Origin of the sequence: Spirulina major PCC 6313 (genome assembly GCF_001890765.1) — a bacterium.
GTDB classification, from domain to species: domain Bacteria; phylum Cyanobacteriota; class Cyanobacteriia; order Cyanobacteriales; family Spirulinaceae; genus Spirulina; species Spirulina major.
Map to the genome: position 1 here is coordinate 2,941,994 of NZ_KV878783.1, position 11,558 is coordinate 2,953,551.

Annotated in this window: 11 protein-coding genes; 5 read left to right on the top strand and 6 right to left on the bottom strand. The window is 53.9% G+C overall.

Features of this window, described 5'->3' with window-relative positions; genetic code table 11:
• The first annotated feature begins 12 nt into the window (after nt 1–12).
• From sufD to SPI6313_RS12915, 3 genes are all read left to right on the top strand, one after another.
• The gene (sufD, locus tag SPI6313_RS12905) at nt 13–1,344 is read left to right on the top strand and encodes a Fe-S cluster assembly protein SufD (protein ID WP_245788755.1); all 1,332 of its coding nucleotides are present in this window, start codon (nt 13–15) and stop codon (nt 1,342–1,344) included.
• Nucleotides 1,345–1,385: 41 nt separating this feature from the next.
• A complete protein-coding gene (locus SPI6313_RS12910) occupies nt 1,386–2,648 on the top strand; it encodes a SufS family cysteine desulfurase (RefSeq protein WP_072621371.1) in 1,263 nt (420 codons plus the stop codon).
• Between the two features lie 192 nt (nt 2,649–2,840).
• Nucleotides 2,841–3,950 (top strand): tetratricopeptide repeat protein, encoded by a 1,110-nt coding sequence (locus SPI6313_RS12915; protein WP_072621372.1) that lies wholly within the window; start codon nt 2,841–2,843, stop codon nt 3,948–3,950.
• Between the two features lie 262 nt (nt 3,951–4,212).
• Here SPI6313_RS12915 and SPI6313_RS12920 read toward each other — a convergent pair whose 3' ends face one another.
• Genes SPI6313_RS12920 through SPI6313_RS12930 form a run of 3 tightly spaced genes read right to left on the bottom strand, consistent with a single transcriptional unit; the run spans nt 4,213 to nt 5,899 of the window.
• Nucleotides 4,213–4,986, bottom strand: coding sequence for a lipoyl protein ligase domain-containing protein (locus SPI6313_RS12920; RefSeq protein WP_245788757.1), 774 nt, complete (start codon nt 4,984–4,986; stop codon nt 4,213–4,215).
• Between the two features lie 3 nt (nt 4,987–4,989).
• On the bottom strand, nt 4,990–5,448 hold the full coding sequence (locus SPI6313_RS12925) for a YbjN domain-containing protein (protein WP_072621374.1): 459 nt from the start codon (nt 5,446–5,448) through the stop codon (nt 4,990–4,992).
• A gap of 49 nt (nt 5,449–5,497) precedes the next feature.
• Nucleotides 5,498–5,899: a RidA family protein gene (locus SPI6313_RS12930; RefSeq protein WP_072621375.1), complete on the bottom strand. Its 402-nt coding sequence runs from the start codon at nt 5,897–5,899 to the stop codon at nt 5,498–5,500.
• 400 nt (nt 5,900–6,299) lie between these two features.
• Between SPI6313_RS12930 and SPI6313_RS12935 the strand changes: the two genes are divergently transcribed.
• Nucleotides 6,300–6,761: a hypothetical protein gene (locus SPI6313_RS12935; protein ID WP_217650600.1), complete on the top strand. Its 462-nt coding sequence runs from the start codon at nt 6,300–6,302 to the stop codon at nt 6,759–6,761.
• A 115-nt stretch (nt 6,762–6,876) separates the two neighbouring features.
• Here SPI6313_RS12935 and SPI6313_RS12940 read toward each other — a convergent pair whose 3' ends face one another.
• The gene (locus SPI6313_RS12940) at nt 6,877–7,872 is read right to left on the bottom strand and encodes a nucleoside hydrolase (protein ID WP_072621377.1); all 996 of its coding nucleotides are present in this window, start codon (nt 7,870–7,872) and stop codon (nt 6,877–6,879) included.
• A 419-nt stretch (nt 7,873–8,291) separates the two neighbouring features.
• On the opposite strand from SPI6313_RS12940, the gene SPI6313_RS12945 reads away from it, so the two are divergent.
• Nucleotides 8,292–8,666, top strand: coding sequence for a group I truncated hemoglobin (locus SPI6313_RS12945; protein WP_072621378.1), 375 nt, complete (start codon nt 8,292–8,294; stop codon nt 8,664–8,666).
• Between the two features lie 199 nt (nt 8,667–8,865).
• On the opposite strand, the gene SPI6313_RS12950 is transcribed toward SPI6313_RS12945, so the two are convergent.
• Together SPI6313_RS12950 and SPI6313_RS12955 are read right to left on the bottom strand one after the other, a co-directional pair.
• Nucleotides 8,866–10,758, bottom strand: a complete 1,893-nt coding sequence (locus SPI6313_RS12950) for a flotillin family protein (protein ID WP_072621379.1) — start codon at nt 10,756–10,758, stop codon at nt 8,866–8,868.
• Between the two features lie 6 nt (nt 10,759–10,764).
• The gene (locus SPI6313_RS12955; protein ID WP_217650601.1) at nt 10,765–11,487 is read right to left on the bottom strand and encodes an OB-fold-containig protein; all 723 of its coding nucleotides are present in this window, start codon (nt 11,485–11,487) and stop codon (nt 10,765–10,767) included.
• Nucleotides 11,488–11,558: the final 71 nt, after the last annotated feature.

Sequence of the window (11,558 nt, forward strand, 5' to 3'; positions counted from 1 at the left end):
TCCCCTTCCACCATGCGACAGACTGACGATTATCTCAGTGCCCTTTTGCAGCAAAGTCAAGCGCAAACCGTGCGGGTGCGTTCCGAGATTTCGGGATGGTTGCAGGAACTGCGCCAAAAGGCGGCCTATGAGGTGGCCCATCAAACCATGCCGACGCGCCGGGATGAGGAGTGGCGGTTTACGGATTTGACGGCGTTGAAGGCGATCGCCTTTTCCCCTTCGGCTCCGGCGGCACTCGAACCGGATGCGATCGCGCCCTTCACCCTCCCCGAAGCCACCCACAGCCAAATCGTCTTTGTGAATGGGGTCTACGTCCCGGAACTGTCCGACACCACCGCCCTCCCCGATGGCGTGTTTGTCGGCAACCTGATGACCCTCCCCCTCGATCGCTGTTACGACGCGATCAAATACATCGCCTATCAAAATGACGAGTCCGAAGTGTTCACCGCCCTCAACAGCACCGGTTTTCCGGATGTGGCCGTGATTTGGGCCCAAGCTGATGTGGTGGTGGAGCAGCCCATTCATCTGCTCTGGGTGACTCTGCCCAGTGATGATCCGGCCTTTATTCAACCGAGGGGCTTGATTGTGGCTGATCCCGGCGCTAGTCTCCAGATCGTAGAACAGTACGCCGTTGCGACCCCGCTCTGCTCCGACATGACTCCCCTGCCACCCTACCTCAACAATTCCGTGGTGGAAGTGTTTGTCCAAGAGAATGCACGGGTGAACCATACTCGGTATCAGCGCGAAGCGGGCAGTGCTTTCCATATCGGCAAAACGGCAGTCTCCCAAAAACAGGACAGCCACTATACGATCAATACGGTCAGTTTAGGGGCGCAACTCTCCCGCCATAATCTCGGCATTTGGCAACAGGGGCCCAACACGGAAACAATGCTCAATGGTCTCGCCTTGGTGGATCATACCCAGGTTGCCGATACCCACAGCTTGATTGCCCTCAACCATCCCCATGGCGTGACGGATCAACTCCATAAATGTATTGTGGATGCGAAGGGCCAAGGGGTGTTTAGCGGTAAGGTATTAGTCCCCCAAAATGCGCAGCAAACCCAAGCCGCTCAGTTAAACCGTAACTTGCTACTGTCGCCCCAAGCGCGGGTGAATACGCAGCCGCAATTACAGATCACGGCGGATAATGTCAAATGCACCCACGGGGCGACGGTGAGCCAAATCGATGCGGATGAATTGTTTTATCTGCAAAGTCGAGGGATTAGCCAAGATCAGTCGCGGTATTTGCTCCTTGATGCCTTTGCGGCGGAAGTGTTGGAGCGAATTCCGGTGCCGTCGTTGCGCCATCGCCTTAGTCAATGTGTGGCTTGCCGCACGGAATGAAGGTGTCTCGTTAATTAATCTTTTGAAATTCTGCGATCGCTATGGTGTTCCTCGATAATTCGACCCTTGCCCGTGAAGTCCGTGGGGATTTTCCCATTTTGGATCAACAGGTGCATGATAAGCCGCTGATCTATTTTGACAGCGCGGCCACGTCCCAAAAACCGCAGGCGGTGATTGATGCCCTCGATCATTACTACGCCTTGGATAATTCCAATGTCCATCGTGGGGCCCATAGCCTCAGTGCGCGGGCGACGACGGCCTACGAGGCGGCACGGGATAAGGTGGCGGCGTTTATCAAGGCGCGATCGCGTAATGAGATTGTCTTCACCCGCAACGCCAGCGAAGCGATTAACCTCGTGGCCTACAGTTGGGGAGCGCAGACGCTCCAAGCCGGAGATGAGATCATTCTCTCGGTGATGGAACACCACAGCAATCTTGTGCCCTGGCAGATGTTGGCCCAACGGACGGGGGCAGTGCTGAAACATGTGCCCCTGACGGCCACAGAAGAATTTGATCTTGAGGCGTTTGATGCCCTCTTGAGCGATCGCACCAAACTCGTTGCCGTCGTCCATGTATCCAATACCCTCGGCTGCGTCAATCCCGTCGCGGAAATCATCGCCCGTAGCCATCGCGTTGGGGCGCGAGTCTTACTTGACACCTGCCAAAGTGTGCCCCACATGCCCATGGATGTGCAGGCCCTCGATTGTGATTGGCTCGTGGCATCGGGTCATAAAATGTGCGGCCCCACGGGGATCGGCTTCCTCTACGGTAAATTAGACCTCCTCGAAGCAATGCCGCCCTTTTTGGGCGGGGGCGAAATGATTGAAACGGTGTTTTTGGATCATTCCACCTATGCGGGGTTGCCCCATAAGTTTGAAGCGGGAACGCCTGCGATTGGAGAAGCGATCGCCCTCGGAGCCGCCGTCGATTATCTCAGCGGGATCGGCATGGAGCGCATTCACGCCTACGAGCAAGACTTGTCCAATTATCTCTACAGCCAATTGAGCGCGATCGAGGGTTTGCGCATCTACGGGCCGAACCCGAATCGCAGCGATCGCGCCGCCCTCGCGGCCTTTAACGTCAAAGGATTCAACGCCAGCGACCTCGCCACCTTACTCGATCACGAAGGGGTTGCAATTCGTGTCGGTCACCACTGCACCCAACCCCTCCACCGCCTCCTCGGCATCACGGGCAGTGCCCGCGCCAGTCTCTACTTCTACAACACCCACGCCGAAGTTGATCAGTTCATCGCTGCCCTGCAAGAAACCCTGGTCTTCTTTCGCAGCATGAACGCGATGGATTGATGCCAGCGTTTCCCTTGTTGTCCTGAACCCATTCCCCAAGCTGATGCAGCGAGGGGAATTGTTTTCTACGGTTGACGATTTGACTAACATAGTGCTGCAATAAATGGGGCATTTTGTTAACCTTTTTCACAAAAATGCTAGGATTGCAACGTTCAACGTCCAACTCTCTCACTCTCAAGATTATCTAAACTCATGGTGAAAATTGCTGTTTTAAGGCTTACGAGTGCTTTGGGGTTATCCATGGTGATGATGACCGCCGGACTCTCCGCACAGGCGAACGGGGTTGTCGCCCCCTACAAAATTAGCCAAGCGACCGCTGCAAATACGCAACTGCGAGATCTGCTTCGTCAAGGACGAGAATTGTCCGACGCGGGGGACTATGCCGCTGCGATCGCCATCTACGAGCAAGCCGCCCGCCTCGACCAAGGCAACGCCCGCATCTATTCCGGGATTGGCTACCTGCAAGCCAGTGAAGGCAACTACGCCGATGCGATCGCCGCCTACCAAACCGCCATCCGCCTCGACGGCAACAACCCCAGTTTTTACTACGGTCTCGGCTACAGCCAAGCCAAAGCCGGTCAATACCGTGCCGCCGCTGCATCTTACCAACGCGCGATCGCCCTCGACTCCGACGACACCCTCAGCTACCAAGGCCTCGCCGCCGTGCAACTTCGCCTGGGGGACTACGATGCCGCCATGGCCACCTATAACCAAGTTTTAGCCAACAATCCCGGCGATCGCGCCCGCATCTACGGCATGATTGGCGCACTCCTCCTCGAACAAAACGAACCCGCCAAAGCGGCTGAAATTCTCACCACCGCCGCCCGTGAATTTCCCAGCGAAGTCACGATTCATCTCCCCCTCGCCGTCGCCCAACTCCAACAGGGCAACTACGACGCAGGGATCAAAACCCTGCAAACTGTCAACCGCCTCGATCCCAACAATCCCGAAGTTCACCTCCAACTGGGCAAAATCTATCAGTTTCAACAGCGCTGGGATGATGCCGAAGCAGCTTTCCAACGGGCTGCGTCCCTCAATCCGGCACAGGGTGAAGTGCGCCTTGCCCTCGCGGAACTGAGTATGCGCCAAGAGCGATATTTAGAAGCCACCGCCACCTATCGCCTCGCCACAGAACTCGACCCCCAAAATCCCGCCGCCTTCCTAGGACTAGGCCAAGCTCTCCTGGCCCGCAACCGCGAGCAGGACGCTAAAACCGCCCTGGAAATGGCGAAAAGACTCTACACCGCCCAAGGGAATACGGCAGGAATTGCGCAGGTTAACGCGATTCTCGACGATCTGTAGGCCATTGCTGCCAAAACACGCTGAGCGATCGCTCGCCTGTTGCTAGGCAAGGAACTGATCCCAAAGATAAAATCATTCAGGCAAGGGGCTTTATGAACGTTAAAAATTTAATCCCGTAATTGTGTAGGGTGGGCACTGCCCACCACAAGCCAGCTTTGGAAATCACGTCTTACCGGATTATTTTCTTAAGCTCCATTAAGCCCCTTGCTCTGTAACCTGCGTGAATGGCTCTCAAGCCCGCTTGTCTAGTGACTGGCTCCGATCATGCCTCTGCTGCTACAAGGGTAGGCGAGGCCTTTGTGTTGAAAAAATGTTGATAGTCGGGGGTGAGGCTGTCCCAATCGGCATCACTGAGGGGGATGAGGGGTAAGGCTTGCTGAAATTGGGTTTGGGCGGCGGTGTGGAGAGCCGCGATCGCCTCCTCCACCGTTACCCCTAGGGCAGGCGGTTGAATCCAGTCCCCAAACACCTGATGAAACAGCCCCGGATCAGGGTCAAGGCGGATCGACCCCTGCTGAAGAATGGTTTGGCCATGGCGGAGTTGCGCACTACCGATCAGCTTGTAGCCTGTGGGTGTGACCAGATCCGCAGCGGTGGCGGTGCTGAAACAACTGGGGTGATGAATGTAGCCCCGTTGCGCGTCGCCAAAATCTAACCTAACGCCCAACCGTTGCCACCCCACCCGCAAAAACTCACAGAGTTGCGTGTAAATCTGTCGCCGTTTCCCCTGTAGCCCCTTCACAATCAGGCTGTAGCAGAGGTCGCCCTGATGGAGCACCGCCCGGCCGCCGGTAGGACGACGCACAAGATCCACCGCTGCCCCGCGCCAGGTGAGCGATCGCCACGCATCGGGCCAGGTGTGTTGATGGTAGCCCAGGGAAATCGCCACGGGTTGCCAGCGGTAGAAACGCAGCAGGGGGGACGGGAAATGCGATCGCTCCACCGCCCGCACCAAGCCATAGTCCAACGCCATTTGGGACGCGCCCGCCGTTGCCCACACCGGCACGGTGCGCCCCATCATTGGCTGCTGATTCACAACCTATTGACCGTATTCCGCCTGGAGCAGTTCGTCATTGTCATCGGCGATCGTCGCCACCAACGTAATCGCCCGTGACACTTCCTCCGCTGACAAATCCACCACTGCCCGCTGGGACAACACCACCACCTGATCGTTACAAATCCCGAAACAGGTTTCAAAGGTTTCGGCCCAGTTCATTGCCATCAACTTTTTCATCAAAGCCAATTCGTCCTTGGCCGGTAGCTTGAGCACGGGCGACCATACCGTTAACAGATCATCCGTCTTGTCTCCGGTGAGTTGGACAAACACCTCAACACTGCCATATTGAAATTTCCACAGCGTCCCGTTATCGCTATGGTTCACCATCGCGCTATTATTCTGCTCCAGACTGGAAATCACCGTTTCGATCATGTCGTGAAGGTTGGTGGCTTCGTCCTGATCGCTGACATCGGTGGCTGCGAAGGTTTCTACATTTTCCATTATCAAACCATCTCCTCGGTGCAATGCAGTATGCATTCTCTAGCCTAGCCTATGGTTTCGCTGTCTCCCCACAGTAGACAATTAAATCAATTTCCACATTGCCATGGCCTGCAAGTCCGACAACACCCACCGTTGTCCGGCAGGGCAGTTGACCTTCCTTAAAGTAGGAGGCATACACTTGATTGACGGTGTCAAAATCCCGCAAATCGGTAATGAAGACCCGCGCCATGACGGCTTGATCTAAACTGGCTCCGGCTTGATCGAGGACAATAATCAGGTTATCCATGACGCGCCGCACCTGGTCACCAATGGGGCCGAGTTCCATCGCGCCGCTTTCGGGGTCTTCGGAGAGTTGGCCAGTGACAAAAAGAAAGTCCCCAGCCCGGATGGCATGGGGGAAGGGGCCAAAGAGGGGGAGGCGGCCATCGGGGATCACAATACGCTCAAACATAGATATTTCGTGCAATGGTTTAACTTCACAGCCTAAAGGGATGGGGATAGAAACACAAGGGACGCGGGACGCAAAGCTACTTCCGGCATTCACTCCCTCGGATCAATGCTCATGGTTTCTTAACACGGCAGCGACCCGATCCGCGTGGGGTGGGGTGCGATCGCATCTCGCCTGAGCATGGGCCGACGATCGCAACCAGGGGCGATCGCCTCTCCTCCCTTCCCCCAACTCCTCTGGAGCCAAAATCCCCCATCAACCCAGATTGTTCGGATCGAGGTACGGTTACCTCTATCGCCAGAAAGAAGTCGATCCGGGGCAAAGTCGCTAGGATGAGAAAAATTAACGAACGGTTCTGGAGCCATCTATGTCTGAAGCGAATTTTTCCCAAGACACCCAACCTATGGAATCTTCTGCATCTGATGTTAGTCCTGAGACCAAGGCTCTCGTTGAAGACAAGATGCCGCAAGAGTCCGACGAAATTAAGCATCACGTCATGGCGTTGATTGACGCTATCAAAAAGCAGGCCCAAACTCAGATCGAAGCGGCGGGGGATGTGACCCGTGATGTTTATGTGACAGCGATGCGCCAAGCCCAAGATACCCTCAAAAATACGGGCTTACTGCTCGACGACCAGCGAGAAAACCTGGATCACTCCATCGAGGGACTGGAAAATACAGCAGCGAAAAATTGGGAATTGCTGGTGAATGATATGCAGAAGTTCGGCGATCGCGTTGATCGAGCCGTGAATGCTGCCTGGCAAATCCTCACCGAACCGGAAGAACCCAAAGCCCCCTCAGAACCCACGACAGTCGAAATCACCGATGCGGAAAGCTCCGAAGAACAAGAAACCCCCGTTTCTTAGGTAGAATTAGCCCGCCTCTTGCCCAGCACCCCAAAACCGAACCTGTACGCGCCCAGGTTCGGTTTTGGCCCTGCGGGTTTTCAAGGATTGGCGTTGTTTGTGGTGTTCATGGGGCTTAATGGTTGACACGAGCGACTAAACTTTGCAGGTCTTGGATCAGGCAGGCCATGAAGTTTTCGGCATCAATATCAACCGCCACCCAAGCATTGAAACCGAGCTTGATACTGTGGCGATGATCAATCAGGGTTTGGCCGGTGGTAAATTTGCCTTGGGTTTCGACCATGACTTGAGCGCGGCGGAAGGTGAGTAGTTCAGGATAGAACAGGTAAGCGATCGCCACGGCATCATGAACCAAAAAACCGCGCTGCCCCCGCGTTTCGCGATATTCCAAAGCTGTTTTTGTTAAAAACTGGGCGAGCATTGCCATGAACTGGCTGAGCTTGCTATCCGGTGCGGGGGAAATCACCTCTTGAATCATCTCTGGGGTGAAAACGAGGTTACGGGTCACATTGAGGGGCAAGATCACATGGTCATCGCGACTGATCAAGACCTGCCGGGCGGCCTTGGGGTTAAAGGCGATATTAAACTCCGCCATCGGGGTAATGTTGCCGGGGGTATTGAATGCACCGCCCATGATCACGATTTCTTTGGCTTTTTTGAGGATGCCGGGGCATTGATTTTCCGCGATCGCTAAATTCGTCAAGGGGGCGATCGCCACCACCGTCACTTCCCCCGGATAGCGGTTCAACAAGTCAATCAGCAACTTTTCCGACAGCGGCGCATCTGCAAACCGTCGCCGTCCGGGGGGCAACGTTTGGGAAAGATTTCCCATCCCGTCCGACCCATGAATGTGGCTTGCATCCGCCACCAACGGCTCCGGCAACTGCATCCCACGCCCCACCACAATATCGTCCACATCACTGAGGCGCAGCACCTGACAGGCCGAATTGAAGGTATTGCGGGCCTGCACATTCCCCGTCGCGGTGGTAATCGCCAACAGATTAACCATATTCTGCTTGAGAAAACTCAACAACCAGAGGATAGAAAAAATATCATCTCCACCGGGGTCAGTATCCAAAATTAATTTACGTGCCATGTCGCGGTCAGTCATAGGACAAAAATCGAGCACCCTTGGAATGATCCCCTGATCTTAAAAGATTTCAGCGCCAACCATCCGATCAAATCCTCACACCCCGACCCTGGGGCTAGTTTTCTGTTCGCGCTGGTGTCAACACATCCGCGAGATTTTGCGATCGCTCCCCAAGGCATCGATCACCCCTGACCCCAGCAGAGCGCGATCGGCCACACCACAATGGAAGGAAGAAAATTGACCCATGCCAGAGCAGCATCCGGTGAGTCAATGGAGGAAATTCCACCATAGAGAGTGTTTCTTAAAAAATCCTAAAAAATTCATTTTTAGACGTGGCAACATTCTAATAAAAAGCTTAGAAAATAGAGATAAACATCCAAAGCACGTTAATTTTAAACACAGTGTTTTTTGCACAATCGAATCCAAAACTGGAGAAACCAATGGCAACATTATTTGAGAAATTGGGTGGCGCAGATGCTGTTAATGCCGCCGTTGATAAGTTTTACGAGCGAGTCTTAAATGACGATCGCGTCAAGCATTTTTTCGCAGATGTGGATATGAAAAAACAAAAAGGCCATCAAGCCGCCTTTTTGACCTATGCCTTTGGGGGTGCGCCTCAATATGACGGTCGCACGATGCGGGCTGCCCATAAAAAACTGGTGGAAGAACAGGGTTTAAAAGGCGAACATTTTGATGCGATCGCTGAAGATCTCGTGTTGACTTTACAGGAAATGGGAGTCGGCCAAGATCTGATTGATCAAGTCGTGGCCGTTGCCGGTGCGCCCCAACACCGTAGCGATGTGCTGAACGATTAAGATGCGATCGCACCATTGATCCTGAATATATTCAAAAAAAAGCTGAGTTTCTTTACCATTGAAACTCAGTTTTTTTTAAGGAATAAAATACCAAATCTATAGCAGTCCTTAATCAGATCAGGACAGGCAAGGGGCTAAAGCCCCTTGTTTCTCAAAGCTAAAGGTTTCAAACTCAAATAGGATTGTGATCGCTTGAACATTATGAGGTTTGATCGAGCGCATTCGGGGGAACAATCGTAGGCTGTTCGGGGTTGTCCAGATTGCTACGCTCCGGAGGCGTAGAATCCGTTGCCTCCTGAGCCAACAACGTTTTAACCGTCTGCACCAACGTGGTTAACTTCCCTTCATCCAGCAGCGAATTAATCAACGCCAAACCACTCGTAGACAGCATCAATTTATTCACCTCATTGATCGACCCCGTCCCGGCTTCTCCATTCCCCCCCATGCCCGGAAATGCATAGATTTGGGGATTACCGAGGACACCGGGCTGCGGGGCGAGAGCTTTCGCCAGTTCGGGCAGTTGGTCGGCGATCAGGGGGAAGAGGGTTTCAATCAGGGTGGCGGTACGGTTGGCATTGCTCAGGGCGTTTTCCGCTTCGATTAAGGCCCGTTTCCCTTGGGCATCGGCCAATTCTTTGAAGCGGTTGGCTTCGGCGAGGGTGCGGATTGATTCGGCTTCGAGTTCGGCGGCTTGGCGGGCGATTTCCGCTTGGCGACGGCGACGGAACACGTCGATTTCCACCACGTTTTGATCAGCAATTTGTTTTTCTTGGGCGGATTGTTCAGCTTGAATAATCGACAGACGGCGCGATCGCTCCGCTTCTTCGACGGCTTGGGCGGTGGTGACGGCGGCGAATGCCGTGGCTTTTTCTGCTTCGGTGGCGAGCCGTTCCCGCTCTTTATTAATCACCGCAATCATCGATTCCTGTTGGGCGATCTTCGACTCTTGATCCGCTTCGGCGACTTCAATTTGGGCCCGGAGTCGGGAGGATTCCACGGACTGATCTTGAGCGATTTTGTTGCGTTGAATTTTGGCGGCTTCTTGGTCTTGGGCTTCTTGGATTTCGCGAGCTTTTTGAGCTTTGAGGGCTTCGATTTCTTGGTTTTGGGTGAGGCGGAGGGCTTCGATTTCCTTGGCTTGGTTGAGTTTGGCGGCTTCCCCTTCTTGGGCGATCGCCAGCGATCGCTTCTGGGCCGTTAATTCCTGTTCTTCAATCGTGACCTGCGTGGTCAGTTCTACCTCGCGTTTTTGCTGGATTGAACGCTGGATCGTTTCCGTCCGTAGCCTCACCCCTTGGGCATCGAAGAAATTATTTTCGTCGTAGGTGTCATTCTCTTCAATTTCAGAGATGGCAATGTTATTCAGCGTTAACCCCACCTTGCGCAAATCCTGCTGAATCAGGTTTAACACTTCATCGGCGAACCCCAATTTATCCGAGTCAATTTCTGCTAAACTCTTGCGTTTTGCAGCGGCTCGAATCGCATCATCGGCGCGTTTTTCCAGGGCATCCTTAATATCAACTTCGGAAATTTTCCCCTGTTTTGAAAGTCTCGCTGCTGAGGTGCTCACATCTAATTCCACCGCATTAATGCAGACATAAAACGTGACCCGCATATTAGCCCGCAAATAGTCCTGCGTCCGCACCGCTAAGGGGCCCGTCCGTTCGACATCAATGGAAATCTCCCGCAGGGGGACGCGGGTTAATTCATGAAACCCCGGCAGAACAATGCAGCCCCCATTTAAAATCACACTTTTTTTCTTAGTAAACAGTCCCCCGGTACGCACAAAGGCTTCGTTATTGGGGGTGATGACATAAAATAGTTTGTAGGCCCATAATGCCGCGAGCAAAAAGAGAATAATACTCACTAACCCTGCCACCCCAATTAAGAGTGTTCCCCCCATATTCATGAGGGTTTCGGTGACGGGGGTGGAAGGGGAAGCCTGGGCGAGAATGATGGGTTGGGTTTCGGTGGTGGTTTGGCGGGGAAGGTGGGGCGATCGCGCTGTTAATGACGGTTCAACCTCTGTCGTCATGCTTTCTAGCTCCGCCAACGGGGGCAGGGTTTGTAAAAAGTGAAACCAGAATTTCATCAGGTCTTAGCTCCGAGTGTCTTGGATAGGATTACTTTGGCTCAACCAGCGGTCAGCGTCATTGCTGTCTTGGGCGATCGCAATGTAGCCATGTTGACCTTGTTCAATGATCAGCACGGTTTGACCATGGTGCGGGGTGACGGTGGCCCAATGGGGTAGGGCCGCGCTGACGGTGACGAGGTTGTGATCGGCATCAGTGACATCCACCTGGCCCACTTTGCCCTCGGTGAGTTTGGGGAGTCTGGCACTGGTGACGATACCTTCGCAGCCAATGAGGCGATCGCTACTGGCATCTTGGCCAAAGGGGGCAAGGAGTTGAGCGATCGGCCGTGAAATGACGCTACCGAGATACAACGCTGCGATCAACGATCCCCCAAAGACCACACCGCCCCAGCCGAGGGCCCGGCTTGGCATCACGCCCAACCCCAACCCCAGCAACACATTAGCCACCCATCCCAACAGTCCCCAGAGGCTTAAATCCGTGGCCAGCAGCAAAATTAAAGGCGTGCGGCCAATGCCTAACCAAGCCAGGAGCGGAATAAACCCCGTGGCATTGTCTACCGCATCGGTATCGAGATTGAGCCAATCATCACGACTAAAATCGAGGTCATCATCGCCCCCGCCTGCCGCCATGACAAAAATGAAGAGCACAAGGCCCAAACCAAGCAGAATCCAATAGGGGAGGTTTGCCAAACTATAAAGCATCGGGTGGTGTGCGCTACTTTCCATAGCTTAAACAGCAGTGTTTTGAATCCCAAGGAATCCCTACGATTTTTAATATTTAGCGGGGATGGTCGGGA